We start from the raw sequence: 26176 nt of genomic DNA on the forward strand, positions 1-26176 counted from the left end.
CCGAGTGCGAAGGCGCGCAAAGGCCGGCACTTGCCGGCCAAAACGACTCAGCCTCATGTCATGCGAGAGCAGGAGGCCATTGGTATCGCTCATGATGCAGTCCCGAATCGATCCGCTCATCGAGGAGCGCGCGCCGTGGCTCTTTTCCGGCCGGCCGCACCATGACCTGTGCCGGCGGCTGCTGACGCGCGTCCTGAGCTACGACCGCACGGTGCAGATCGGTGAGACGTTGAAGGACGACCCCGCACCCGAGATCATGCGCCGCGTGGCCGCGATGATCGCCCGCGATGTCGAGGTGTCCGGGCTCGAGAACCTGCCGCGCAACGGGCCGGCGCTGGTGGTCTGCAACCATCCCACCGGGATTGCCGACGGGATCATCCTGCACCGGGCACTGGCGCCCCTGCGGCCCGACCTCTTCTTCTACGCCAACCGTGATATCCTCCGCGTGCTGCCGCAGATGGAGGACATGATCTGCCCGGTCGAATGGCGTCCCGAAAAGCGCAGCCACCAGAAGACGCGCGAGACGATGGATTACACGCGCCGCGCCATCGAGGCGGGGCGGCTCGGGGTGATCTTTCCGTCGGGCCGCCTTGCGAAGCGCACCGGGCTCAAGCTGATGGAGCGGCCGTGGATGGCCTCGGCCGCAATGATCGCGCGCAAGTTCGACCTGCCCGTGGTGCCGGTGAACATCCGGGCCCGCAACTCGACGCTTTTCTATCTCTTTGACCTGATCCACCCCACGCTGCGCGACATCACCCTGTTCCACGAGGTGCTGAACAAGCACCGCCAGCCGTTCCGCATCACCATGGGCCGCCCCATCCCGCCTGAGCGTCTGCCCACGAAGTCCGAAGAGGGGATCGAGATGCTGCGCGAGGCGACGCTGGCGCTGGGCGGGCAGCATTCGCCCGCGGTCAGCATCCTGCAGATGACCAGCCTGCGCGGTGCCCTTCGCTACGCACGGGGCTAGGCACCGCTGCGGCATCCCCTTGCGCGGCGGCCCGGGATGGCGTTCAACTCGGCGCCATGACCGCACCGCGCTATACCCCGCTCGTCGAGAGCCTGCCCTCCACCGTTCCCTTCGTTGGCCCCGAAACGCAGGAGCGTGCGCGCGGCCGACCCTTCCGCGCCCGGCTCGGCGCGAACGAGAGCCTCTTCGGGCCGTCACCGCGGGCCGTCGCGGCGATGTCGCGCGCCGCATCCGAGGTCTGGATGTATGGCGACCCCGAGATGCACGAGCTGCGCGGCGCGATCGCGGCGCATCACGGGGTGGCGCCCGATCAGGTGATGGTGGGCGAGGGGATCGACGGTCTGCTGGGCCTGCTGGTCCGGCTGCTCGTGGCGCCCGGAGATGCGGTGGTGACCTCGGACGGGGCCTATCCGACCTTCGCCTTCCACGTCACGGGGTTTGGCGGCACGCTGCACAAGGTTCCCTACCGCGGTGATCGCGAGGACACCGAGGCTCTCGTCGCCCGCGCCCGCGAGGTCGGGGCGAAGATCCTCTACCTCGCGAACCCGGACAATCCGATGGGCTCGCACCATCCCGCCGCCACCATCCGCGCGATGATCGAGAACCTGCCCGAGGGGACGCTCCTTGCGCTCGACGAGGCCTATGTGGAGCTTGCGCCCGACGGGACAGCCCCGCACATCGACCCCGAGGATCCGCGGGTCATCCGTTTCCGCACCTTCTCGAAGGGATACGGGCTTGCGGGCCTGCGGGTGGGCTACGCGATCGGCGCCCGCGGCCTGATCGCCGCCTTCGACAAGGTGCGCAACCATTTCGGGGTTGGCCGGATCGCGCAGGCCGGTGCGCTGGCGGCCATCACCGATCAGGACTGGCTGGTGCAGGTGAGAAAGCAGGTGGGCCTCTCCCGCGACGAGATCGGCCGGATCGCCCGTTCTTGCGGGCTGGCGCCGCTGCCCTCGGCCACGAACTTCGTCACGGTCGATTGCGGACGGGACGGCGCCCATGCGCGTGCCATCCTCAGGGCCTTGGTGGAGCGGGACATTTTCGTGCGGATGCCGTTCGTGGCACCCCACGACCGCTGCATTCGCATCAGCTGCGGCCGTCCCGAGGATCTGGCCGCCCTGGCCGAGGCCCTGCCCGACGCGATTCGCGCGGCAGGATAACGGCGCACCGGCCGCCTACTCGGCCGCCAGCCCCCCGCGTGCCGGACCAAGCGAGGGCGCATGTCCCTCGGGGGCCTGCGCGGTCAGCCCTCTCTGGCCCTCGTCCGTGCCGGGCCGGAGGCTCGAGGCAAGCGCGGATGGGCCCGGCGTTCCCTCGGGGCGGAAGAAGGCCGGCAGGTCCGGCGGAAGCTGGTCCGTGGTCTGGGCTTCTTCGACCACCCGGCGGAAGATGAGCAGATTCTGGTAGGTGGTCGTCTTGCCTGTGAAGCCGACCCGTTCCTCGCAGGGCAGGGTCTCGGCGCGCAGATAATCCCAGCCGTCACGGCCAAGCTCGTTCATCATCTGGGTAAGCGCGTGGGCAAAGCGATCGGTGGGGGTCTTGGCGCCCTTCACCTTCTCGCCCTTCCGCGGCGCGGGGATGACCTTGTATTCGAATCGGGGCATGGTCTGGAATCTCGCTTGCTCGGGCGAGAGTCTAGGGCGAACCGGGCGGGTGCCAAGGGGCAAGGCGGGCCGCGCCGCCCCGCCGCGCGGTGAACAGCCGATCAGGCCCCGCCGGTCGGAGCCCTACAGCCCCAGCTTCTGCGCCACGATCTGATTGACGGCAGCGGGATTGGCCTTGCCGCCGCTGGCCTTGATGACCTGGCCGACGAACCAGCCGGCAAGCTTGGGATTGGCCTTGGCTTTCTCGACCTGCGCGGGGTTGGCCGCGATGATCTCGTCCACCGCCCGTTCGATGGCACCGGTGTCGGTCACCTGCTTCATGCCGCGGGCCGCCGCCACCTCGGCGGGATCGCCGCCCTCGGTCCAGATGATCTCGAACAGGTCCTTGGCCATCTTGCCCGAGATCTCGCCCGAGGCGATCAGGTCGAGCACCCCGCCCAGCTGCGCGGCACTCACCGGCGTCTCGGCGATGGTCAGGCCCTGCTTGTTCAGCCGGCCGAACAGTTCGTTGATGACCCAGTTCGCCGCCTGCTTGCCGTCGCGCCCCTTGGCCACCGCCTCGAAGAAGGCGGCCGCGTCCAGTTCGGCGGTCAGCACGTTGGCGTCGTAATCGGTCACGCCGTAGTCGCCCATGAAGCGGGCCTTCTTGGCGTCCGGCAGCTCGGGCATCGAGGCCGCGATCTCGTCCACCCACGGCTGCTCGATCTCGAGCGGCAGAAGGTCGGGATCGGGGAAGTAGCGGTAGTCGTGCGCCTCTTCCTTCGACCGCATCGAGCGCGTCTCGCCCTTGTCGGGATCGTAGAGGCGGGTCTCCTGCACCACCTTTCCGCCATCCTCGAGGATGGCGATCTGGCGCCGCGCCTCGTAGTCGATGGCCTGCTGGATGAACCGCATCGAGTTCATGTTCTTGATTTCGCAGCGGGTTCCCAGATGCGAGAAGTCCTGCGTCGCCTGATAGCGCTCATAATCGCCGGGGCGGCAGACCGAGACGTTGACGTCGGCGCGCAGGTTGCCGTTCTGCATGTTGCCGTCGCAGGTGCCGAGGTAGCGCAGGATCTGGCGCAGCTTGGCCACATAGGCCGCCGCCTCTTCGGGGCCGCGGATGTCGGGGCGGCTGACGATCTCCATCAGGGCCACGCCGGTGCGGTTGAAGTCCACGAAGGAGAGATTCGGGTCCATGTCGTGGATCGACTTGCCGGCGTCCTGTTCCAGATGGATACGCTCGATCCGCACGAGGCGCGCGACGCCCGGACCCATCTCGACCAGCACCTCGCCCTCGCCCACGATCGGGTGATAGAGCTGGCTGATCTGGTAGCCCTGCGGCAGGTCGGGGTAGAAGTAGTTCTTGCGGTCGAAGGCCGAGACCAGGTTGATCTGCGCCTTGAGGCCGAGGCCGGTGCGCACCGCCTGCGCCACGCAGAACTCGTTGATCACCGGAAGCATTCCCGGCATCGCGCAATCGACGAAGGACACGTTCGAGTTCGGCTCGGCGCCGAACGTGGTCGAGGCGCCCGAGAACAGCTTGGCGTTCGACGAGACCTGGGCGTGGATCTCCATGCCGATCACCAGTTCCCAGTCGTGCTTGGCCCCGGCGATCACCTTGGGCTTCGGGGTCTCATAGGTCAGGTCGAGCATGGGGCACCTCCGGTCGCTGGGCGTTTCTAGGCGGGGAACTGCCAGAGGGCAAGGGAGGGGGTGGCGAAGTCTCGCCGACATCATTTGGGCTGGGTTGCCCGAATCCGCTGGCGCCGGGCACAACCCGCGAGCCGCGACGTGAGGCGGTGCAACTCTGAGGTTGACGGATGAAGATCCGGATGGTCCTGATCGGTCTGCTGCTCGCCCTGCCGGTTTCCTGCGGCGAAGCGCGACCCACTTCGGAAGCGCGGAACTTCCTGCCCGCCATGCGGTGGGACCACCGCCCCGAAGCGAAGATCTGGACCGAGCGGACGCTCCTTGCCGTGGAACAGCGCGACGACTTCCTGACCGACATCGTGCCGCAGGACATCGGGACCTGGTGCCCCGGCTATCCCGACGCCACGCCCGAGGAGCGCCGCGCCTTCTGGAGCGGGATCCTCTCGGCGCTGGCCAAGCATGAGAGCACCTGGAACCCGGTGGCCTCGGGCGGGGGCGGGCGCTGGATCGGCCTGACGCAGATCGCGCCCCAGACCGCCCGCGCCTACGGCTGCCGGGCCCAGAGCGCGGGCGAGTTGAAGGACGGGGCGCTGAACCTGTCCTGCGCCGTGCGGATCGCGGCCAGGCAGGTGGGACGCGACGGGATGGTGGCGGGCAACGGCCGCAAGGGCCTCGGGCGCGACTGGGCGCCGTTCCGCAGCGCCTCGAAGCGGGCCGAGATGGCCGCATGGACGCGCTCACAGCCCTACTGCCAGATGCGGAGCTGAGGTCCGGCGGCGGGGGGCTGTCTGCCCCCCCGGGCCGCGGCAGGCCGCGGCCTCCCCCCGAGGATATTTCTGCAAGAGTGAAAGCAGGGGCGGCGCGGGCCGTCCCGAGCCTTGCGGGGCGGCGCCCGGGGGCGCCGCCGGGTCAGGCGACTTCGGACAGGCGGGCGAGGGCCGCGGAGAGCTTCGCGGCCTCTTCCTCGCCCTGTTCAAGCCGGGTGCGGGCCTCGTCCACCACCTCTTCCGGCGCGGAGGCGACGAAGGCGGAATTGCCGAGGCGCCCGCGCAGGCTGCCGAGATCCTTCTCGAGCTTTTCGAGGGTCCTGGCGAGGCGCGTGCGTTCGGCGGCGATGTCGATCACGCCCTCGAGCGGGATGGCGAAGCTGCCGCCCTCCACGGCAATGGTCAGGGCCCCCTTCGGTGCCGTCGCGGCCTCGGTGAAACCCTCGAGGCGGGCGAGGCGCAGGATGAGGGCCTCGTTGCGGGCCAGGGCCGCGCGTCCTGCCTCGTCCAGCGCCAGTTGCAGCACCGGCAGCTTGAGCCCCGCCGGCACGCGCACCTGGGCCCGGGCCGAGCGGATCTCTTCGATCAGGCCGATCACCCAGCTCATCTCGCCTTCGGCAAGGACGTCGTGAAGCTCATGGCCGTAGGTCGGCCAGTCGGTGTGCACGAGCATCTTCTCGCGTTGCCCGGTGGCCTCCCAGAGGTCCTCGGTGATGAAGGGCATGATCGGATGCAGCATGATCATGCACTGATCGAGAACCCATGCCATCGTTCTGCGGGTTTCGTCCGCTTGCGGACCATCAAACAGCGGCTTGGAAAATTCGATGTACCAGTCGCACACCTTGCCCCAGACGAAGGAATACAGCGTGCCGGCCGCCATGTCGAAACGGTACGCGGCAAGCGCCTCATCAACGTCGCTCAGGGCCTTCGCCGTCTCGGCAAGTATCCAGCGGTTCACGGTGGCGGTGGCCTGCGGCGGGGCGGCCTGCGTTGCGTGCCCCTCCCACACGCCGTTCATCTCGGCGAAGCGGCAGGCGTTCCAGAGCTTGGTGCCGAAGTTGCGATAGCCCTGGATGCGCGCGGTGGACAGCTTGAGGTCGCGGCCCATGGCGGCCATCGCCGTCAGGGTGAAACGCACGGCATCGGCCCCGAACTCGTCGATCAGTTCCAGCGGGTCAAGCACGTTGCCGAGCGACTTCGACATCTTCTTGCCCTTCTCGTCCCGCACGAGCGCGTGGACATAGACGGTCTTGAAGGGAACCTCGTTCACCACGGCCAGCTGCATCATCATCATCCGGGCGACCCAGAAGAAGATGATGTCAAAGCCGGTGATCAGCACGTTGGTCGGGAAATAGCGGCGGAGTTCGTCCGTATCCTCGGGCCAGCCCAGCGTGCCGATCGGCCAGAGGCCGGAGGAGAACCAGGTGTCGAGCACGTCCGGGTCGCGCCAGACCGGATAGACAAGATGCGTCGGGTCCTCGCTCACGTTGTAGTCGGCGAGCGCCTGCGCCAGCCGGTCGACGGCCTCGGCGCGGCTCGCGACCTCGACCACGCGGGCATGGTTCAGCGGCGCCGGCAGCGAGGCGAGATCGTCGAGGAACTTCTCGGACACCGCGTCGAAGTCGAAGGCGCAGTGATGCGTGGGCTCGGCATGGTTGAAGGCGCCGTCTTCCAGCAACTCGAAGATCTCGACCTCGTCGAGCGTGTCATCGCCGTCGTCGTCGAAGCGGGCGGGCCAGATGTCGAGGCCGTACCAGACCGGGATCTGGTGGCCCCACCAGAGCTGGCGCGAGATGCACCAGGGCTCGATGTTCTCGAGCCAGTGGAAGTAGGTCTTGGCGTCGCGCTCGGGCAGGATCTCGGTCCGGCCGTCGCGCACCGCGTCGATGGCGGGCTGCACGATCCTGGCCGTGTCCACGAACCACTGGTCGGTCAGCATCGGCTCGATCGCGACCTTCGAGCGGTCGCCGTGCGGGACCATGTGCTTGTCCTGATCGATCCCGTCGAGCCAGCCCTGCTCCTCGGCCAGCGCCACGATGCGCTTGCGCGCCTCGTAACGGTCAAGGCCATCCAGCGCCAGCGCCGCCTCGGACGGCGTGCAGCCTTCGAGGAAATCGGCGTTCTCGGCGAGGAACATGGCCGCGCGGCCGCTCATCACGTTGATCGCGCGCAGCCCGGTGCGGCTTCCCACGCCCCAGTCGTTGAAGTCGTGCGCGGGCGTGATCTTCACCGCGCCGGTGCCCTTGGAGGGATCGGCGTAATCGTCGGCCACGATCGGGATGCGGCGGCCGACCAGCGGCAGGATGACCTCCCTGCCGATCAGGTGGGCGTACCGTTCGTCGGCGGGATTCACCGCGATGCCGGTGTCGCCCAGCATCGTCTCGGGACGGGTGGTGGCGACGGTCAGGTAGTCGCGCTCCTCCCACTCGACGGGCTGGCCCTCCTCGTCGAAGGCGACCGGGTGGCGGTAGGTCGCGCCGTCCGCGAGCGGGTAGCGCAGGCGCCACATGCTGCCGTTCACCTCGACCTGCTCGACCTCAAGGTCCGAGATCGCCGTCTCGAAGTGGGGATCCCAGTTCACCAGCCGCTTGCCGCGGTAGATGAAGCCCTTTTCGTAAAGGTCCACGAACACCTTGAGCACGGCGCGCTGGAAGTTCGCATCCATCGTGAAGGCGTTGCGCGACCAGTCGCACGAGGCGCCGAGGCGCTTGAGCTGGTTGACGATCGTGCCGCCCGACTGCTCCTTCCACTCCCAGACCTTCGACAGGAACGCCTCGCGGCCCATCTCGCGGCGGCCCGGCTGGCCGGCCTTCGCGAGTTCCCGCTCGACCACCATCTGGGTGGCGATGCCGGCATGGTCCTGCCCCGGCTGCCAGAGCGTGTCGAAGCCACGCATCCGGTGCCAGCGCGTCAGGATGTCCTGCAGCGTGTTGTTGAAGGCGTGCCCCATGTGCAGCGAGCCCGTCACGTTCGGCGGCGGGATCATGATGCAGAAGGTCTCGGGCCGCGAGGCATTGGCGCCCGCGCGGAAGGCGCCCGCCTTCTCCCACTTGTCGTAGAGCCGGGCCTCGGCCTCGGCGGCGTTGAAGGTCTTGTCCATCGGCATGTCGGGCCTCGCAATTCGTTGCGCCCGGTCTATCCAAGCCGCGGCCCGAGGCCAAGCCTCATCGCACCCGCGCTCACACCGCGCGGTCGATCCGGGTCGAGAGGTGGATCAGGCTCTCCGAGCTTCGGACCCCGGTCATCGCCCCCACCTCGTCGAGCACCTGATCGAGGACCTGCGTCGAGGGGGCCGCGATCTGGAGGAGGAGGTCGAACCGGCCGGAGGTGGTGAAGACGCGCTCGACCTCGGCGATGGCCTTGAGTCGGGTCAGGATCGCGGCCTGTGTCCGCGGCTCGATCGTGAGCAGGACCGAGGCCCGCAGCCGTCCCTGCCGGGCCTGTTCGCCCAGCTTGAGCGTGTAGCCCGCGATCACGCCCGAAGTCTCGAGCCGCTCCAGCCGCGCCTGAATGGTCGACCGCGCGACCTTCAACCGACGGGCGAGCGTCGCCACCGAGGTCCGTGCGTCGGCCCCCAGAATGCCGAGAATGTTGCGGTCCAGCTCATCCATGCAAAATGCCCAGAGTTTTCGTCACTATGCCGACATATCGCTGCATATCAACACTTTTGATCGGTGGATTTGTGCCCCAAATGAGGCATCCTTTGTTGCAGGAAAAGGGCGGCTCATACGCACCTGGCCTGGTTTGTCGAAACCGCGCAGGTGCCTCCCACTCCCCCCATGTAACGCGGGCAGAGGGCTTGCGTCTTGTTGGCCGAAAGGAACGCCGATGGGACTCTCGAAGACGATCTGGACAAACCCCGCCGAATATCTCCGTGCGATCTCTCCCGAGGCGCCGGTGCTGTTCTTCTCGCCGTCGATCCTGCAGGCGACGGCGCGGCGTTTCATCGACGGCTTTCCGGGCATGGTGACCTATGCCGTCAAGTCGAACCCGGAAGAGGTGGTGATCGAGAACCTCGCCGCCGCCGGGATCCGCGGCTATGATGTGGCGTCGCCGCACGAGATCCGCATGATCCGCCGGATCGCCCCGGATGCGGCGCTGCATTACAACAACCCGGTTCGATCGCGCGCGGAAATCGCCGTGGCCGTCGAGATGGGCGTGAAAAGCTGGTCGGTCGACTCGAAGTCCGAGCTGGCCAAGCTGATCGAGCTGGTTCCGGCCGAGGGATGCGAGATCTCGGTGCGCTTCAAGCTGCCGGTCTCGGGCGCGGCCTACAACTTCGGCGCCAAGTTCGGCGCCACGGTGGAGCTGGCGACCGAGCTGCTGAAGACGGTGGCCGAGGCGGGCTTCATCCCCTCGATGACCTTCCACCCCGGCACCCAATGCACCGACCCCGCGGCGTGGGAGACCTACATCCGCACGGCGGCCGAGATCGCGCGTGAGGCCGGCGTCACCATTGCCCGGCTGAACGTGGGTGGCGGCTTCCCCTCGCACCGGCTGAACGGGGTCGAGCCCGAGCTTGAGGCGATCTTCCACCTGATCGACCGCGTGGCCGACGAGGCCTTCGGCGCCGACCGTCCGCTCCTCGTGTGCGAGCCGGGCCGGGGCATCTGCGCCGATGCCTTCACCCTCGCCACGCGCATCAAGGCGGTGCGGGACGATGCCCACATCTTCCTCAATGACGGGGTCTATGGCTCGCTGACGGAACTGCCGCTGATCGGCGTGATCGACCGTGTGTCGGTGCTGACCCCCGAGGGCCGCCGCCGCGAGGGTGAGACGCGCGACCGCATCATCTTCGGGCCGACCTGCGACTCGGTGGACCGTCTGCCGGGCGAACTGCCGCTGTCGGTCGATGTCGCGGAAGGCGACTTTCTGGTGTTCCAGGGCATGGGCGCCTATTCCACGGCCACCAACACCCGGTTCAACGGCTTCGGCGAACTGAGTATGGCGACCGTCCTTTCGCTCAAGTTGTAAATCATTCACCTCCCGGTGATATTTTAAGGCCCGGTCGGAACCTTCCGCCCGGGCTTTTTCTTCATCCTCCATGTAACAGTGGATGGGCTACATGTCGGCGCTCGACCAGTTGACTCAGTGCGAGGGCGGAACCGCGGTCGAACCGGAGGTTGCGGCATGTCGCTGATCAAGAGCCTCCGTCACTGGCTGCGGCCCCATCCCACCGTGGAGACCGAACCGGCCACGCCGCCCGCGCGCGGCGCCCGCCGGGGGCCGGTGGATCACGTGATCCTGCTCGACGGCACCTGTTCCTCGCTCGAGCCGGGCAACGAGACCAACGTCGGGCTGATCTTCAAGCTGCTGCGCCAGGGACGGCGCTCGGTCCATCGCACGATCTATTACGAGCCGGGGCTGCAATGGGGCGGCTGGCTCAGGGTCGGCGACCTCGTGCAGGGCAGGGGCCTCAACCGCCAGATCCGGCGCGCCTATGGCTATCTCGCCTCGCACTATCAGCCGGGCGACCGGATCTTCCTCTTCGGCTATTCGCGCGGGGCCTATGCGGTGCGCTCGCTGGCGGGCGTGATCGACCGCGTCGGGCTGCTGCGCCGCGAAGAGGCGACCGAGCGCAATGTCCAGCTGGCCTGGCGCCATTACGAGCAGGGCAGCATCCGGCCCCATGCCCGCGCCTTTTCGCGCCGCTACTGCCATCCGCGGGTCGAGATCGAGGTGGTGGGCATCTTCGACACCGTGAAGGCCCTCGGGTTGCGGCTGCCGCTGCTGTGGCGGTTGACCGAGGACCGGCACGCCTTTCACAGCCACAGGCTGGGCCGGACGGTGCGCCACGGCTTTCACGCGCTGGCCATGGACGAGACCCGCACGGTCTTCGAGCCGGTGCTCTGGGATTATCCCTACCACGGCCAGATCGTCGAGCAGGCCTGGTTCCGCGGCGGCCACGGCGACATCGGGGGCCAGCTCAACGGCGGCCAGCACGGCTCGCGCCTGCTGTCCAACATCCCTCTGGTCTGGATGCTTGAACGCGCCGCGCATTGCGGCTTGCAGCTGCCGGAGGGCTGGCGCGCCGCGTTTCCCTGCGATGCCACCGCCCCGATGACGAGCCTCTATGCCGGTTGGGGCAAGCTCTTTCTCTGGCGGCAGCGCCGGTCGCAGCTGTGCTGCCCGACGGAATATCTCCACCCGACCGCCCTGCGGCCCGATCCCGCCCCCCGCAAGTGGCGGCTTCGGCTGGGCTCGGGCCCGGCGGGAGAACCCACGCAAGGATAGGCGCCGGAAAAGCAAGACGGCGGCCCCCGAGGGGCCGCCGTTCATCTGCATGGCGATCAGCGGTGGCGCAGATCGACGTAGTCGCGGGTCTTCTCGCCCTTGTAGAGCTGGCGCGGGCGGCCGATCTTCTGCGTGGGATCGCCGATCATCTCCTTCCACTGCGAGATCCAGCCAACCGTCCGCGAGATCGCGAAGATCGGCGTGAACATCGAGGTGGGGAAGCCCATCGCGTCGAGGATGATCCCCGAGTAGAAGTCCACGTTCGGATAGAGCTTCTTCGAGACGAAGTAATCGTCCTCGAGCGCGATCCGCTCAAGCTCCTTGGCGACCTGGAGCGTCGGGTTGTTCTCGATGCCGAGCAGGCCCAGCACCTCGTCGGCGCTTTCCTTCATCACCTTGGCGCGCGGGTCGAAGTTCTTGTAGACCCGGTGGCCGAAGCCCATCAGGCGGAACGGATCGTCCTTGTCCTTGGCGCGCTTGATGTATTCCGGGATGCGGTCCACCGTCCCGATCTCGCGCAGCATTTCCAGACAGGCCTGGTTCGCGCCGCCATGCGCCGGGCCCCAGAGGCAGGCGATACCGGCCGCGATGCAGGCGAAGGGGTTCGCACCCGACGAGCCCGCCAGACGCACCGTCGAGGTCGAGGCGTTCTGCTCGTGATCGGCGTGCAGCATCATGATCCGGTCCATCGCCTTGGCGAGGACAGGGTTCACCGTGTAGGACTCGGCCGGCACCGCAAAGCACATGTGCAGGAAGTTGCCGGCGTAATCGAGGTGGTTCTGCGGGTAGTTGAAGGGCTGGCCGATCGAATATTTGTAGGCCATCGCCGCGATCGTCGGCAGCTTGGCGATCATGCGGATCGCCGCGACCTCACGCTGCCACGGATCGTTGATGTCGAGCGAGTCGTGGTAGAAGGCCGACATCGCGCCCACCACGCCCACCATGGTCGCCATCGGGTGGCTGTCACGACGGAAGCCGCGGAAGAAGTAGTGGATCTGCTCGTGCAGCATCGTGTGCCGCGTGATCCGGTATTCGAAATCGGCCGCCTGTGCTGCGTTCGGCAGCTCTCCGTAGAGAAGGAGGTAGCAGACTTCCAGATAGTGCGACCGCTCGGCCAGCTGCTCGATCGGGTAGCCCCGATAGAGAAGCTCGCCCTTGTCGCCGTCGATGTAGGTGATCGTGCTTTCGCAGGCGGCCGTCGAGGTGAAGCCCGGATCGTAGGTGAAGACGTCAGCTTCCGCGTAGAGCTTGCGGATGTCGAGAACGTCCGGCCCAAGGGTGGGCGAGTGGATCGGCAGGTCGATGACCTTCTCTCCGATCGTGAGCTTTGCGGATTTCGTCATGCTTCTCCCTCTCTCGTTCGGGCCGGCGTCGCGCGGGATGGCGCGAGGCCGATAGGTTCCGGTTCCGTTGAGGACCGGGATGCGGCAAAGAGGGGAGGGCGGCCCGTCAGGCCGCCGCGGCATCCTCCAGCCGCGCAATCGTCTCGTCCCGACCGATGACCAGCATCATGTCGAAGACGCTGGGCGTCACCGTGCGCCCGGCAAGGGCGGCGCGCAAGGGGGCGGCCAGTTTGCCGAAGCCCATTCCCTTCTCGCCCGCGAAGGCGGTCAGGGCGGCCTCCAGCTCCTGCTTCGACCAGCTAGCAGTTTGCAGGATCGGCGTCAATTCGCGCAGTATACCACGGGATACCGCATCGAGTGCCTTCGCCGCAGCGTCATCCGCCGCGATCGGCCGCGACTCGAGCGCGAATCGGGCTTTTTCAAGCAGTTCCGGGAAGGTCTTGGCCCGGTCCTTCAGCGCGTAAAGAGCCGCCGAAAGCCGCCCTGCCTGCAGGTCGGTCAAGGCGGGTTTCCGCGCCGCAGCAAGATATGCCTCTATTTCATGCATCGCAGCCGCATCATCCATGACGGCGATGTGCTGGCCGCAGACATTCTCGAGCTTCTTGAAGTCGAGTCGGGCGGGCGAGCGGCCGATTCCCTCCAGGTCGAACCACTCCATCGCCTGCTCCGAGGTGAAGAACTCGTCGTCTCCATGCGCCCAGCCCAGACGGGTCAGGTAGTTGCGCATCCCGGCCGCCGGATAGCCCATCGCCTGATATTCCTCGACGCCAAGCGCCCCGTGCCGCTTTGACAGCTTCTTGCCGTCCGGCCCGTGGATCAGCGGGATATGGGCCCAGATCGGCACCTCCCAGCCCATCGCCTCGTAGACCATCGTCTGCCGGGCGGCGTTGTTCAGGTGGTCGTCGCCCCGGATCACATGGGTCACGCCCATGTCGTGATCGTCCACCACCACGGCGAGCATGTAGGTGGGCGTCCCGTCCGAGCGCAGCACCACCATGTCGTCGAGCGTCTCGTTCTGGAAGCGCACGGTGCCCTGCACCCGGTCCGCGATGACCGTCTCGCCGGTCCGCGGCGCCTTCATGCGGATCACATAGGGTGCATCGGGATGGGTCGAAGGGTCCGCCTCGCGCCAGGGGCTGCGGAACAGGGTCGAGCGGCCTTCGGCCCGGGCGGCCTCGCGGAAGGCCTCGATCTCGTCCTGGGTCGAGAAGCACTTGTAGGCCGCGCCCCGCGCCAGCATCTCGCGCGCCACCTCGGCGTGGCGGTCCTTGCGGGCGAACTGGCTGACCACCTCGCCGTCCCAGTCGAGGCCCAGCCAGCTGAGCCCGCGCAGGATCGCGTCCGTCGCCTCGGGGGTCGAGCGTTCGCGGTCGGTGTCCTCGATGCGCAGCAGGAAGGTGCCCTTGCGGCCGCGGGCGAAGAGCCAGTTGAACAGCGCCGTCCGGGCGCCGCCGATGTGCAGATAGCCGGTCGGCGACGGGGCGAAACGGGTGACGACAGGCTTTTCGGACGCGGCGGACATGGGTGGATTAACCTTTCTGAAACCATCAGGCGCTCAGGATCGGGGCCTGTCTAGGCAATCACGGATCGGGAAACAAGGTGCGGGCATTGGCGCTTCCGCTCGTGGCTCTGGCCGAAGCGCGGGGCTTCCTGTTCCCCTTCGTGCCGGTGTTCCTCGGGATCGGGATCGGGATCTGGTTCGCACCCGCGGCCGAGCCGGGATGGCCCGCCTATGCTCTGGCGCTGGCCGGAGCCCTTCTTGGCCTCCTCGGCCGCTGGAAGGCACCCGAACTTTTCCATCCGCCGATCGTGGCGTTGGCCTGTATCGCGGCGGGATTCCTCGCCGCGGGACTCAGGGCCGCGGTGCTGGCCGCGCCGATCCTCGGCTTTCACTATTACGGCGCGATCGAGGGGCGGCTGCTGTCCATCGACCGTTCGCAGACCGACGCCATGCGCCTGACGCTCGACCGTCTGGTGCTGGAGCGGACCCCGCCCGAACGCACGCCCGACCGGGTGAGGGTGACCGTTCACGGCCTGCAGCCGTTCGAGCCCACGCCCGGCATGGTCGTGATGATGACCGGCCATCTCGACGCGCCGCTGCCCCCGGCCGAGCCCGGCGGCTTCGACTTCCGCCGCATGGCCTTCTTCGACCGTCTGGGCGCGGTGGGCTACACGCGGACGCCCGTCGTGATGCTCGAGCCGGCGGCGAGCGGCGACAGCCTCGTGAACCGGCTGCGCGTGGCGGTCCGCATCGGCGTGCAGGATCGCTTTCCGGGCGAGGCCGGCGCCTTTGCCGCCGCGGTGCTGACCGGCGACTACGCCGGCATCAGCGCCGCCACGATGGAGGATCTGCGGCTGTCGGGGCTGGCCCATATCCTCGCCATCTCGGGCCTGAACATGAGCCTTCTCGCGGGCTTTGTCTTCGGGCTCGTGCGGCACGGGCTGGCGCTTGTCCCGCCGCTCGCCCTGCGCCTGCCGACGAAGAAGATCGCGGCGTGCGTGGCCTTCCTCGCCACCGGCTTTTACCTGCTGATGTCGGGAGGGAACGTGCCCACGCTCCGCGCCTTCGTGATGATCGCCGTCATGCTGGCCGCGATCCTCGCCGACCGCCGGGCGCTGTCGATGCGCAGTTTTGCCTTGGCGGCGAGCGTGATCCTGCTCTGGCAGCCCGAGGCCCTGCTCGAGGCCGGCTTCCAGATGTCCTTCGCCGCCACGGCGGGCCTGATCTGGGGCTTCAACGCGCTGCGCGAACGGGTCCATCCCCGCACGATGTCGCGCTTCGTGGCACCGGTGTTCCTGCTGTTCGTCTCGTCGGTGATCGGCGGTGTCACGACCGGCCCCTACGCGGCGGCCCACTTCAACCGGATCGCGACCTACGGGCTGATGGGCAACCTGATCGCCGTGCCGATGATGGAGCTGCTGGTGATGCCCGCGGCCGGGGTTGCCGCGCTGCTTGCCCCCTTCGGCGCGTCGTTCCCGGCGCTCTGGGCGATGGAGCTTGGCGCGCGCTGGATCCTCTGGGTCGCGCATTGGGTGGCGGCGCTGCCCGGCTCGGTCGGGGCAGTGGCCTCACCGGGGCCGTGGGTGCTGCCGATCCTGACGCTCGGAGGGCTCTGGCTCATGCTCTGGCGGGGGAGGGCGCGCCATGCAGGGCTGGTCGGCATGGCGGGGGCCTTCCTGCTCTGGGCGCAGGCGGACCGGCCGCCGCTCCTCGTCTCGTCGGATGGGGCGCTGGTCGGCCTTCTGGGCCCCGAGGGCAGGGCGCTGTCGTCGGCACGGGGGGGCGGCTTTGCCGCGCGAAGCTGGCTTGAGAACGACGGCGATCTGGCGGACCAGCCGGCCGCCGCCGCGCGACCGGGCTTTGACGGGCCACGCGGCGCGCGGCGCTTCTCGATGGACGGGATCGAGGGGGTGGCCCTCAAGGGGAAGGGAGCGGCCGATCGCGTCCCCGAGGCCTGCGCCACGGCGCATCTGGTGATTCTCGCCGCGCGGCACGAGGGGCCGGTTCCTTCGGGCTGCCAGCTGATCGACCAGTCCGTGCTGGCCCGAACCGGCGCGCTGGCCATCTGGCCGGGGGCCAAGGGGCTGCGCATGGTGCCCGCGCGCGCCGACCGGAGGCTCTGGAGCGGCCGCCCCTGAGCCGGAGCGCGCCGTCAGTAGCTGCGGATCAGTCCCACCAGCCTGCCCTGAACCTTGACCATGTGATCGGGATAGACCTGCGTCTCGTAGGAGGCGTTGGCGGGCTCGAGCGCGATCATGCCGCCGCGGCGACGGAAGCGCTTCAGCGTTGCCTCATGATCCGCGACCAGCGCCACCACGATGTCGCCATTGTCCGCCGTCTGCTGCTCGCGGATCACGACGATGTCGCCGTCGTTGATCCCGGCCTCGATCATCGAGTCGCCGCGGACTTCCAGCGCGTAGTGCTGCCCGCGGCCCGACAGCATCATGCTCGGCACCGTGACCGACTGCGCCCCGTCCGTGATGGCCTCGATCGGCAGGCCCGCCGCGATCCGGCCCATCAGGGGCAGATCGAGCGCGTTCGCCGTTTCCACCGGGCGCGCGCCCCGAGGAGGCTCCGGCCGGTCGCCCTCGATTACACGGGGGGCGAAGCCCGCCCGCTCCATCGCCTCGGGCAGCTTCACGATCTCGATCGCGCGGGCGCGGTGGGCCAGGCGGCGGATGAAGCCACGCTCTTCCAGCGCGGTGATCAGCCGATGGATGCCCGACTTCGACCGCAGGTCGAGCGCATCCTTCATCTCGTCGAACGAAGGCGGCACGCCGTCGCGGTCCATCCGCGTCTTGATGAAATCCAGCAGTTCCATCTGCTTGCGTGTCAGCACGGCGGCAACCTCCGTCGAAGGGTTCACCGCATGTTCTGCCCCGCGTTCCCGCTTTGTGTCAAGCGTTCAGCGAGATGTAATCCACCGCCTCGCCCGGCTCGCGCGCCCGGTCATCCACCGGCCGCACGAGCAGCGCATCCGCCTGTGCCAGCAGCCGCAGCAGCGCACTGTCCTGCGAGCCCAGGGGCTCGATCAGCGGCAGCCCCTCGCGCGGGGTCAGGCGCGCGCGCATGTAGTGCGCGCGGGCGGGGTTCGGCGGCAGGGCCACCGCAAGCTCGGCCCTGTGCACGGGTGCGGGGCCGGCCGGCAGACCCAGCATCGCGCGCAGCATCGGCAGCAGGAAGAGATGCGCGCAGACGATGGACGAGACCGGATTCCCCGGCAGCCCCAGCATCGGCACATCCCGCAGGCGGCCCGCCATCAGCGGCTTTCCGGGGCGCATGGCGATCTTGTAGAAGGCGCGCTCCAGCCCCATTTCGGCCGCCACCTTCCCAACGAGATCGTGGTCGCCCACCGAGGCGCCGCCGATCGTCACGATCAGGTCGGCGTCCGAGGCGAGGCCCAGCACGGTGCGCAGTTCGTCCTCGGTGTCGCGCGCGATGGGCAGAAGCCGCCCCTCGGCGCCCTCGGCTTCGACCAGGGCCTTCAGCGCGAAGCTGTTCGAGGCGATGATCTGATCGGGGCGCGGCACCTCGCCGGGCATCACCAGCTCGTCCCCGGTGGCGATCAGGGCCACCACCGGGCGGCGCGTCACCGTGACCTCGGGAATGTTCATCGCGGCGAGAAGCGCCAGGTCGTTCGGCCGCAGGCGCCGGGGCGACAGGCTGTCGCCGGCGCGGAAATCCTGCCCCTTCGGCCGGATATGCGCGCCCCCCGTGGCCGCCGAGGCCAGACGGATCACGCCCGCCTCGACCGTCACATCCTCCTGCAAAACCACGCGGGTCGCCTCGGGGGGAACGGGCGCGCCTGTGAAGATCCGCACCGCCTGTCCGGGTTCCAGGACGCCCTGCCAACCGTGGCCCGCCGCGGCCTCGCCCACCACGGCGAAGGTCGCCCCCGCGTCAGGATTGCCGATCACCGCATATCCATCCATGGCGGAGGCGTCGAAGGGCGGCTGATCGCGCGTCGCCACCGCCGGGCGCGCCATCACCCGCCCCGAGGCCGAGGCCAGCGGCACCTTCTCGACCGACAACGGGGAGGCGAGCGCCAGCGCCCGCTCGAGCGCCTCCTCGACCCGGATCATGGCCTGGCCTCGAACCGGCCCGACTTGCCGCCATCCTTGAGAAGCAGGCGGATGCCGGTGATCTCCATGCCCTTCTCGACCGCCTTCACCATGTCGTAGATCGTGAGGCAGGCGACCGAGACGGCGGTCAGGGCCTCCATCTCGACGCCGGTCTGGCCGCCGGTCCGGACGGTGGCCTCGACCACGATGCCCGGCAGGCCCGGGTCGGGCGTCAGCTCCAGCGCGACCTTGGTGATCGGCAGCGGGTGGCAGAGCGGGATCAGATCGGCGGTGCGCTTGGCCGCCATGATCCCGGCAAGCCGCGCGACACCCAGCACATCGCCCTTGTCCGCCCGGCCCTCGGTCACGAGGGCGAGCGTCGCGGCACCCATCCGCACTTCGCCGCGGGCCACGGCCACGCGGGCCGTCACCGGCTTGTCGGACACATCCACCATATGCGCGCGGCCGGCCTCGTCGAAGTGGCTCAGCCCGGCCATCAGATGCCGCCTTGCGACGTGAGCGGCGCCGCGAGGATGGCGCGGGTGGCCGCCTCGACATCCTGTTGCCGCATCAGGCTTTCCCCGATCAGGTAGCAGCGGGCGCCGTAGCGGGCGAGGTCGGCCAGATCGTCGGGCGTATAAAGCCCGCTCTCGGAGACGATCAGCCGGTCCTCGGGCACGCGGCGCGCCAGGTCGCGCGTCACGTCGAGCGAGACCTCGAACGTGTCGAGGTTGCGGTTGTTGATGCCGATGAGCCGCGATTTCAGATGCTCCGCCCGCGCGAGTTCCTCGCGCGAATGGACCTCGACCAGCACATCCATGCCCCACTGGTTTGCCGCCGCCTCGAGTTCGAGCGCCTGGCTGTCGCTGACGCTGGCCATGATGATCAGGATGCAGTCGGCCCCGAGCGCGCGGGCTTCGGCCACCTGATAGGTGTCGTAGAGGAAGTCCTTGCGCAGGCAGGGCAGCTTGACCGCGTCATGGGCCTGGCGCAGGAACTCGTCGGCGCCCTGGAACGACGGGCCGTCGGTCAGCACCGAGAGGCAGGTGGCGCCACCCGCCTCATAGGCGCGGGCCAGCGCGGGCACGTCGAAATCCTCGCGGATGAGGCCCTTCGACGGGCTGGCCTTCTTGATCTCGGCGATCAGCCCGTAGCCGGTCGCGGCGGCCGTCGAGAGCGCGCGGGCGAAGCCTCGGGGCGCAGGCGCGGCGCGGGCCGCATCCTCGACCGCCACCAGCGGCCTTTCGGCCTTGCGGGCTTCGATCTCTTCCAGTTTGTAAGCCTTGATGCGGTCGAGAATGGTGCTCATCGCCGGCCGGTCCCCCTTTGTCTCTTGGCCGTCAGGCGGCGTTCGTCAGCCGGGCCAGCAGGGCGACCTTCGCCTTGGCGGCACCGGACAGGATGCTTTCGGTGGCGATCTCCACCCCTTCGCGGAGGCCCGGCGCCCGATCGGCCACCACGAGCGCCGCCGCCGCGTTCAGCAGCACCGCGTCGCGGTAGGCGCCGGGCGCGCCCTCGAGCAGCGCGCGGAAGGCCTGCGCATTCTCGGCCGGCGTGCCGCCCACGATCTCCTCGAACGGGTGAACGGGAAGGCCCGCCTCCTCGGGGTGCAACTCGAACTCGCGGATCTGCCCGCCCTCGAGCGCGGCCACCTTCGAGGCGGCCGAGATCGCCAGCTCGTCCGTGCCGTCGCCGCCATGCACGAGCCACGCCTTCTCGGAGCCGAGCGCGGCCAGAACCTCGGCCATCGGCCGGATCAGGTCGGCCGAGAAGGCGCCGGTCAGCTGCCGCTTCACGCCCGCCGGATTGGTCAGCGGCCCGAGGATGTTGAAGATCGTCCGCGTGCCCAACTCGGTCCGCACCGGCCCCACATGGCGCATCGCCGGATGGTGCATCGGCGCCATCATGAAGCCGATCCCGGCCTCCATCAGGCATTCTTCGACCCGCTCGGGGCCGACCATGACATTGAGACCCATCTCGGTCAGCGCATCCGCGGCGCCCGACCTGGATGAAAGGTTGCGGTTGCCGTGCTTGGCCACCGGCACGCCCGCGCCCGCCACCACGAAGGCCGTCGCGGTCGAGATGTTCAGCGTGCCCTTGCCGTCGCCCCCGGTGCCCACGATGTCGATGGCGCCGTGGGGCGCGCGGACCTTGTGGCACCTGGCCCGCATGACGCTGGCAGCGGCGGCATATTCGTCCACCGTCTCGCCGCGGGTGCGCAGCGCCATCAGAAGGCCCCCCATCTGCGCGGGCGTGGCCTCGCCCTCGAACAGACATTCAAAGGCGAACTCGGCCTCCTCGCGGGTGAGGGCGCGGGTGGCCGCGGTCCCGATCAGCGGCTTCAGCCGGTCGCTCATGCCGCCACCTTGGCGCTATCGAGGAAGGTGCGCAGCATCTGGTGGCCATGCTCGGATGCGATGCTCTCGGGGTGGAACTGCACGCCCTCGATCGGCAGGGTCCTGTGGCGCAGCCCCATGATCGTGCCATCCTCGAGCCATGCGGTGACCTCGAGGCAGTCGGGCAGGCTGTCGCGCTCGACGATCAGGCTGTGGTAGCGCGTGGCGAGGAAGGGCGAGGGCAGGCCCGCGAAGACGCCTTTGCCCTCGTGGTGCATGGCGCCCATCTTGCCGTGCACGATCTCGTGGCAGCGCACCACCTTGCCGCCGAAGGCCTGGCCGATCGTCTGGTGTCCGAGGCAGACACCCAGGAGCGGGATCTTCGCCTCGGCCGCGGCGGCGGTCAGCGGCAGGCAGATCCCCGCGGCCTCGGGATCGCACGGGCCGGGCGAGAGCACGATGGCCTCGGGCCGGAGCGCCATCACCGCCTGCACGTCGAGCGCATCGTTGCGCCGCACATCGACCTCGGCCCCGAGTTCCCCCAGATAATGCACGAGGTTGTAGGTAAAGCTGTCGTAGTTGTCGATGAGAAGCAGCATCTTGCGGCACCCCGAGGCGATGTGGAGGATAGGGGGTGAACCCTTGCGACGGTCGCGTTATACATGGGCCGAGCGGCGCAGGGGCGTCAAGGGGATGAACAGCGCGGACAACGCGCGAAATGCCCCACGAGGGCCGGGATTGGCCGGCGCGGCGGGGCAGTGGGCAGGAGTGGCCAGATGAGCCGGGGTTTCCTTTCGGGCGTGTTGATGGGCGGCATCGTGGGCAGCGTGGGCCTCGCCGTCGCCTCGCAGATGGCGCGGCCTCCGGGCACGACCTGGCCAGCCGCCGAGGCCGAGCCCGCAAGGGTGGCCGCGGAGGTCTCCTCCTCGGATCGCGCCGCCGGGGCGGACGCCGTCCGAAAGACCGATCCGGCTCTCGTGCCCAAGGCCCCGACGGCCGAGCCTGTGCCTGCGGGCCCCGCCACCGATCTCGTGCCGCCCGCCGGATCCGAATTCGCCCGCCCGCTGCCCGACGCACCGCCGGTCCTGCCGACGGCCGACCGGGCGCCGCCGCGCAGCGAGGTGCTGCCCGTGGCCGTCCCGGACGTGCCCGATAGCTCGTCGCCCGACACCCGGACCGCCTCCCGGCCGCAATCGGTGCCGCTTGAACCCGCGGTTCCGGTCGCACCGGCGGACGAGGCCGCAGCGCCCGCGCGTCCAGCCTCCAGCCTTGCCGCGCCGGTCCGTCTCGAGGGGACGGCGCAGCCGGGGGTGCCCTCGGCCGAGGCCGATCCCGCCGCGGCCGAGCTGCCGCCGCCACCGCCCCTGACGCCGGAGGAGGAGGCGATGCTGGCGGACGCCGCAGGGATCACCGATCCCGCACGCCCGCGGATGATCGAGGCCGACCCGCCGCGCACGCCCGCCGACGGTTCGCGCCTGCCGCGCATCGGCGACCCGGACCCTGCCACCTCAGCGACGGCCGAGCCCGAGACCGACCCGCCGCCGATCCGGCGCTACGCGCGGCCCTTCGAGAACCCGATGCAGAAGCCGCTGTTTGCAGTTCTCCTGCGCGACACGGGCGGGCCGGGCCTTGACCGCGAGGCGCTGGCCGGCCTGCCGTTCCCCGTGACCTTCGTCATCGACCCGCAGGAGCCCGGCGCGGCCACCGCGGCCGCCATGTATCGCGCGGCGGGGCATGAGGTGCTGATGCTCGCCACCGGCCTGCCCGAGGGCGCGACGGCCGCGGATGCCGAGGTGATGCTCGAATCCGCCGCGCTTGCGGTGCCGGAGGCGGTCGGGATGATCGATCTGCCGTCGGGTGGCTTTCAGGAGGCCCGGACGCTGGCGACGCAGGTCGTCGGCATCCTGGAATCGCAGGGCCGGGGGCTCGTGACCCATGACCGCGGCCTCAACGCCGCTGATCAGGTGGCGCGGCGCCAGAGCCTCCCGGCAGCGGTCGTGTTCCGCAGCCTTGATGCGGAGGGGGCGAACGCGGCCGAGATCCGCCGCGTGCTCGACCGGGCCGCCTTCAAGGCGGCGCAGGACGGCCGGGTGGCGGTCTATGGCGACACGCGGCCCGAGACGCTGCAGGGCCTGCTGGAATGGACGGTCGAGGGGCGGGCGGATGCGGTGGCGCTGGCGCCGGTGACGGCCCTGATGCGGTAATCGCGCGCGGCGCGGTCGCGGGCCGCGCGATGCGATTCGGTCGTGAGATAAGGGGACGGCCGGGAAGGCCGCCCCTCAAGGGTCTCAGCCGTTGCCGTGGCGGCGGGCGAAGAGGCCCGCATCCTCGGCCGCACGGCGCAGCGCCATGGCCTTGTTCACCGTCTCCTGATATTCGGCCTCGGGGTCGCTGTCATAGACCACGCCGCCGCCGGACTGGATGTAGAGCGTCTCGTCCTTCAGCACGGCGGTGCGGAGCGCGATGCAGAAATCCATCTCGCCATTGGCCGCGAAATAGCCCACGCCGCCGCCATAGACGCCGCGCTTTTCCGGCTCCAGCTCGTCGATGATCTCCATCGCGCGGACCTTGGGCGCACCTGACACGGTGCCCGCCGGCAGGCCTGCCAGCAGCGCCGACAGCGCGTCCTGCCCCTCGGCGATCTCGCCCACCACGTTCGAGACGATGTGCATGACGTGGCTGTAGCGCTCAATGATGAACTTCTCGGTCGGCCGCACCGTGCCCACCTTCGCCACCCGGCCCACGTCGTTGCGGCCAAGGTCCAGCAGCATCAGATGCTCGGCCAGCTCCTTCTGGTCGGCGAGCAGGTCGGCCTCGAGCGCACGGTCCTCTTCCGGCGTGGCGCCGCGCTTGCGGGTGCCGGCGATCGGGCGGATCGTCACCTCGCCGTCGCGCAGCCGCACGAGGATCTCGGGGCTGGCCCCGATCACCTGGAAGCCGCCGAAGTTGAAGAAGAACAGGAAGGGCGAGGGGTTGGTGCGCCGCAGGCTGCGGTAGAGCGCGAAGGGCGGCAGCTTGAACTCCTGCGCCCAGCGTTGCGAGGGCACGACCTGGAAGATGTCGCCGGCGCGGATGTAGTCCTTGGCGGTCTCGACCGCGGCCTTGTAGCCTTCGTGGGTGAAGTTCGAGCGCATCTCGCCGACCTGCGCCACCTCGCCGAAGTCGCGTTGCGCGGGCGGCGCACGGTCGAGGTCGCGCAGCGCGTCCATCACCCGCTCGGCGGCCTGCGCATAGGCCGCCCGCGCCGAAAGGCCCGACGAGACCCAGGCCGGCGCCACGACCGTCACCTCGCCCTTCACCCCATCGAGCACCGCGACGACCGAGGGCCGCATCAGCACCGCATCGGGCAGGCCGAGCGGATCGGGGTTCACCCCCGGCAGATGTTCGACCAGCCGGATCATGTCATAGCCGAGATAGCCGAAGAGGCCGGCGGCGATCGGCGGCAGGTCGGCCGGCATGTCGATCCGGCTTTCCGCGATCAGCGCCCGCAGCGTGTCGAGCGGATGGCCCTCAAGCGACTGGAACGCCTGCCGGTCAAAGCGCGCCTCGCGGTTGATGCGGCTGTGCTGCCCGTGGCACTGCCAGATCAGGTCGGGCTTCATGCCGACCACCGAATAGCGGCCCCGGATCTCGCCGCCGGTCACCGATTCCAGCATGAAGGTGTCGGTCCGCGCCTCGGCCAGCTTCAGCATCAGCGACACCGGCGTGTCGAGATCCGCCGTCAGCCGCGCATGGACAAGCTGGTTCTGCCCGGCGTTCCAGCCGCGCTCGAAGGTTTCGAAGGAGGTCACGAGCGGCACGAGGGCACCTTACTGGAACTGGGCCTGAACCGCCGAGATCGCGGCGTCATTCAGCGTGATGCCGGCCTCCTGCATCAGGCTGTTGGAAAAGAGTGCAAGCGCATCCTGCGAGAGCGCCTGTTCGATCTGGGCCGACAGCGAGGCCTTGAGCGCCCGGGCCGCCTCGTCGTCGCCAGCGGCGGGCACGACCGTGTCGAGCCGGAGGACGCCGGCAAAGCCCGGCCCCTCGATGGCGCGCAGCGCGCCCTCGTCCATCCCGAAGGCGGTGGTGACGAGCGTATCGGGCACGTTCTCGACAAAGCCGTCGCGGGTCATCGGGCCCAGATCCTCGACCGGGCCGAAGCTGCCGAGATCCGTGCCTTCCTCGGCCGCCGTGGCGATCTCGGCGGCACGGGCGGCCAGCGCCTTGCCAAGTGCGTCGGCGCGCACGGCCTCGGCCACCTCGTCGCGCACCTCCTCGAAGGGCTTCAGCTGCGGTGGCACCACCTCGTCGAGGCGCATGGCCAGAAGCCCGCCGTCGTTGAGCTGGACCGTCTCGGGGAAGTCGTCCGGCTGCAGCGCATCGGCGGCGCTGCGGAACGCCTCATAGCCCGCGATGTCCGAATCGAGCCCCGGCGCATAGTCGACGGTGGCGATCTTCATCCCGGCATCGGTCCCCAGCTCTTCCAGCGTGGCACCGGCCGCGAGCAGGTCGTCGATCTGGTCGCGGCGGCCCGAGATGGCGCGTGCGGCGGCGTCCTGCTGATATTCCGTGAGCAGGTCGTCGCGCACCGCCTCGAACGGGGTCTCCTGCGCCGCGATCACGCCGTTCACCCGGAAGAGGGCAGGGCCCAGCCCGGTCTCGACCGGGCCCGCGATGCCCGGCTCGGTCAGCGCGAAGACCGCATCCGCCGCCCCGCCCAACTCGTCGCGGGTGGCATCGCCCATGTCGATGTCGCTCAATTCGAGTCCCCGTTCGGAAACGAGCGTCTCGAACGGCGTTCCCTCGTCGATCCGGGCCCGGGCCTCGGCCGCGGCCTCGGGCGTGGAAAAGACCAACCGTTCGACCAGCCGGCGCTCGGGCTGCACGAATTCGCCCAGACGCTGGTCATAGAGCCGGCGCAGCGCCTCTTCATCGACCGGAAGGGTTGGGGCCACCTCCTGCGGCAGCAGGGCGGCGTAGGTGATGCGCTTGCGCTCCGGGGCGGTGAAATCGGCCGGATGCGCCTCATACCAGGCCTGAAGCTCGTCCTCGGTGGGTTCGGGCAGGGGCGCGCCGAGGTTGGCCTCCTGCACCCGAAGGAGGCTGAAGCTGCGCCGCTCGGCGATGTAGGCGTGAAGCGTGTCCACCAGCGCCGCGGGCGCCACGAAGCCGCCCCCCGCCGCGCCCTGCAGCAGCGAGCGCGAGATATCCTCGCGCAGACCGTTCTCGAACTCGGGTTCGGAAAGGTTGTTCTGGCGCAGCACCAGCCGGTAGGTCTCGCGGTCGAACTGCCCCGAGGGACCGTGGAAGGAATCCGAGCCGGTAATCTCCTCGGCCACCCGCGCGTCGCCAACGGACAGGCCGACACGGTCCGCCTCGTTGGCGAGCGCGGCCTGCGTCACGAGACGGCGGCGCACCTGCTGGTCGAGCCCGAAGGCCGTCGCCATCTCCATCGTGACCGGCTGGTTGATCTGCGCCCCGAGCGCCCGCATCTCCTGCTGAAGCGCGCGGGCATAGTCGGCGGTGGTGATGTCACGGTCGCCGACGCTGCCGACGGTGCTGAGCCCGCCGCCGAAATTGGTCACGCCAAAGCCGCCGAGGCCCACGGCCATCAGGGCGACAAGGCCCCAGAACACGATCTGCGTGCCCTTCTTCTTCGGCTTGTGGTGCTCGATCGACGTCAGTCTCGACATGGCATTCTTCCGGTTTGGGCGGTTGCGACTGTCTAGGGCCTGGGCGGCGCCGGGGC

21 protein-coding genes are annotated in these 26176 nt (G+C 69.2%); 7 read left to right on the top strand and 14 right to left on the bottom strand.

Annotation, left to right across the window (positions count from 1 at the left end):
* Positions 1-55 precede the first annotated feature (55 nt).
* Entirely contained in the window at positions 56-967 is a 912-nt protein-coding gene (locus tag FG154_RS03940; protein WP_145104559.1) for a lysophospholipid acyltransferase family protein, read from the top strand.
* Positions 968-1023: 56 nt separating this feature from the next.
* Positions 1024-2127: a pyridoxal phosphate-dependent aminotransferase gene (locus FG154_RS03945; RefSeq protein ID WP_145104561.1), complete on the top strand. Its 1104-nt coding sequence runs from the start codon at positions 1024-1026 to the stop codon at positions 2125-2127.
* Between the two features lie 15 nt (positions 2128-2142).
* Here FG154_RS03945 and FG154_RS03950 read toward each other — a convergent pair whose 3' ends face one another.
* Both FG154_RS03950 and gatB read right to left on the bottom strand, forming a co-directional pair.
* Positions 2143-2571 (bottom strand): DUF4177 domain-containing protein, encoded by a 429-nt coding sequence (locus FG154_RS03950; protein ID WP_145104563.1) that lies wholly within the window; start codon positions 2569-2571, stop codon positions 2143-2145.
* 123 nt (positions 2572-2694) lie between these two features.
* On the bottom strand, positions 2695-4206 hold the full coding sequence (gene gatB, locus FG154_RS03955; protein WP_145104565.1) for an Asp-tRNA(Asn)/Glu-tRNA(Gln) amidotransferase subunit GatB: 1512 nt from the start codon (positions 4204-4206) through the stop codon (positions 2695-2697).
* Positions 4207-4373: 167 nt separating this feature from the next.
* On the opposite strand from gatB, the gene FG154_RS03960 reads away from it, so the two are divergent.
* Positions 4374-4970 (top strand): transglycosylase SLT domain-containing protein, encoded by a 597-nt coding sequence (locus FG154_RS03960; RefSeq protein WP_145104567.1) that lies wholly within the window; start codon positions 4374-4376, stop codon positions 4968-4970.
* Between the two features lie 142 nt (positions 4971-5112).
* Here FG154_RS03960 and FG154_RS03965 read toward each other — a convergent pair whose 3' ends face one another.
* Positions 5113-8076 (bottom strand): valine--tRNA ligase, encoded by a 2964-nt coding sequence (locus tag FG154_RS03965; protein ID WP_145104569.1) that lies wholly within the window; start codon positions 8074-8076, stop codon positions 5113-5115.
* A 73-nt stretch (positions 8077-8149) separates the two neighbouring features.
* A complete protein-coding gene (locus FG154_RS03970; RefSeq protein ID WP_011910031.1) occupies positions 8150-8581 on the bottom strand; it encodes an Lrp/AsnC family transcriptional regulator in 432 nt (143 codons plus the stop codon).
* Positions 8582-8798: 217 nt separating this feature from the next.
* Here FG154_RS03970 and FG154_RS03975 point away from each other — a divergent pair, with 217 nt between their 5' ends.
* Together FG154_RS03975 and FG154_RS03980 are read left to right on the top strand one after the other, a co-directional pair.
* Positions 8799-9944 (top strand): type III PLP-dependent enzyme, encoded by a 1146-nt coding sequence (locus tag FG154_RS03975; RefSeq protein ID WP_145104571.1) that lies wholly within the window; start codon positions 8799-8801, stop codon positions 9942-9944.
* A 156-nt stretch (positions 9945-10100) separates the two neighbouring features.
* Positions 10101-11204 carry a DUF2235 domain-containing protein gene (locus FG154_RS03980; RefSeq protein WP_145104573.1) on the top strand — a complete coding sequence of 368 codons (1104 nt, stop codon included), beginning with the start codon at positions 10101-10103 and terminating at the stop codon, positions 11202-11204.
* A 56-nt stretch (positions 11205-11260) separates the two neighbouring features.
* Here the strand turns inward: FG154_RS03980 and gltA are convergent, their stop codons facing one another.
* Together gltA and gltX are read right to left on the bottom strand one after the other, a co-directional pair.
* Positions 11261-12547 carry a citrate synthase gene (gene gltA / locus FG154_RS03985; RefSeq protein WP_145104575.1) on the bottom strand — a complete coding sequence of 429 codons (1287 nt, stop codon included), beginning with the start codon at positions 12545-12547 and terminating at the stop codon, positions 11261-11263.
* A gap of 106 nt (positions 12548-12653) precedes the next feature.
* Complete coding sequence (gltX, locus tag FG154_RS03990; RefSeq protein ID WP_145104577.1) at positions 12654-14069, bottom strand: glutamate--tRNA ligase; 1416 nt, start codon at positions 14067-14069, stop codon at positions 12654-12656.
* Positions 14070-14146: 77 nt separating this feature from the next.
* Between gltX and FG154_RS03995 the strand changes: the two genes are divergently transcribed.
* Complete coding sequence (locus tag FG154_RS03995; RefSeq protein ID WP_145104579.1) at positions 14147-16186, top strand: ComEC/Rec2 family competence protein; 2040 nt, start codon at positions 14147-14149, stop codon at positions 16184-16186.
* 14 nt (positions 16187-16200) lie between these two features.
* On the opposite strand, the gene lexA is transcribed toward FG154_RS03995, so the two are convergent.
* From lexA to FG154_RS04025, 6 genes are read right to left on the bottom strand one after another with little or no spacing between them, the layout of a single operon-like run.
* Positions 16201-16887 (bottom strand): transcriptional repressor LexA, encoded by a 687-nt coding sequence (gene lexA / locus FG154_RS04000; RefSeq protein WP_145104580.1) that lies wholly within the window; start codon positions 16885-16887, stop codon positions 16201-16203.
* Positions 16888-16945: 58 nt separating this feature from the next.
* Entirely contained in the window at positions 16946-18130 is a 1185-nt protein-coding gene (locus tag FG154_RS04005; protein ID WP_145104582.1) for a molybdopterin molybdotransferase MoeA, read from the bottom strand.
* Positions 18127-18606 (bottom strand): cyclic pyranopterin monophosphate synthase MoaC, encoded by a 480-nt coding sequence (gene moaC, locus FG154_RS04010; protein ID WP_145104584.1) that lies wholly within the window; start codon positions 18604-18606, stop codon positions 18127-18129. The genes FG154_RS04005 and moaC overlap by 4 nt, the downstream gene beginning before the upstream one ends.
* Complete coding sequence (trpC, locus tag FG154_RS04015) at positions 18606-19418, bottom strand: indole-3-glycerol phosphate synthase TrpC (protein ID WP_145104586.1); 813 nt, start codon at positions 19416-19418, stop codon at positions 18606-18608. The genes moaC and trpC overlap by 1 nt, the downstream gene beginning before the upstream one ends.
* A gap of 31 nt (positions 19419-19449) precedes the next feature.
* A complete protein-coding gene (gene trpD / locus FG154_RS04020) occupies positions 19450-20466 on the bottom strand; it encodes an anthranilate phosphoribosyltransferase (RefSeq protein ID WP_145104588.1) in 1017 nt (338 codons plus the stop codon).
* Positions 20463-21044 carry an anthranilate synthase component II gene (locus FG154_RS04025; protein ID WP_145104590.1) on the bottom strand — a complete coding sequence of 194 codons (582 nt, stop codon included), beginning with the start codon at positions 21042-21044 and terminating at the stop codon, positions 20463-20465. The genes trpD and FG154_RS04025 overlap by 4 nt, the downstream gene beginning before the upstream one ends.
* 177 nt (positions 21045-21221) lie before the next feature.
* On the opposite strand from FG154_RS04025, the gene FG154_RS04030 reads away from it, so the two are divergent.
* Complete coding sequence (locus FG154_RS04030) at positions 21222-22649, top strand: polysaccharide deacteylase family 2 protein (protein ID WP_145104592.1); 1428 nt, start codon at positions 21222-21224, stop codon at positions 22647-22649.
* Positions 22650-22733: 84 nt separating this feature from the next.
* Here the strand turns inward: FG154_RS04030 and trpE are convergent, their stop codons facing one another.
* On the bottom strand, positions 22734-24245 hold the full coding sequence (trpE, locus tag FG154_RS04035) for an anthranilate synthase component I (protein WP_145104595.1): 1512 nt from the start codon (positions 24243-24245) through the stop codon (positions 22734-22736).
* 9 nt (positions 24246-24254) lie between these two features.
* Positions 24255-26120: a peptidyl-prolyl cis-trans isomerase gene (locus FG154_RS04040; RefSeq protein WP_145104596.1), complete on the bottom strand. Its 1866-nt coding sequence runs from the start codon at positions 26118-26120 to the stop codon at positions 24255-24257.
* Between the last annotated feature and the right edge of the window lie 56 nt (positions 26121-26176).

Source organism: Cereibacter sediminicola (genome assembly GCF_007668225.1).
Lineage (GTDB): Bacteria > Pseudomonadota > Alphaproteobacteria > Rhodobacterales > Rhodobacteraceae > Cereibacter_A > Cereibacter_A azotoformans.